Source organism: Pseudomonas sp. Kh14 (genome assembly GCF_900291005.1).
Lineage (GTDB): Bacteria > Pseudomonadota > Gammaproteobacteria > Pseudomonadales > Pseudomonadaceae > Aquipseudomonas > Aquipseudomonas alloputida.
On record NZ_OLKJ01000265.1, the window covers coordinates 1 to 243 of the forward strand.

The 243-nt window shown below is 68.7% G+C and carries 1 protein-coding gene; it reads left to right on the forward strand.

What is annotated here, in order from left to right:
* On the forward strand, positions 1 to 243 hold a 243-nt coding region (locus tag FQ668_RS28070), incomplete at both ends, for a glutamate synthase-related protein (RefSeq protein ID WP_144180856.1).

A 243-nucleotide genomic window follows, 5' to 3' on the forward strand; every position in this document is an offset into this window, starting at 1 on the left:
AGGTACCATTGCCGCCGGCGTGGCCAAGGCCTATGCCGACCTGATCACCATTTCCGGCTACGACGGCGGCACCGGCGCTTCGCCGCTGACCTCGATCAAGTACGCCGGCGCCCCGTGGGAACTGGGCCTGGCTGAAACCCACCAGACCCTGCGCGGCAACGACCTGCGCGGCAAGGTGCGGGTGCAGACCGACGGCGGCCTGAAAACCGGCCTCGACGTGATCAAGGCCGCGATCCTCGGTGC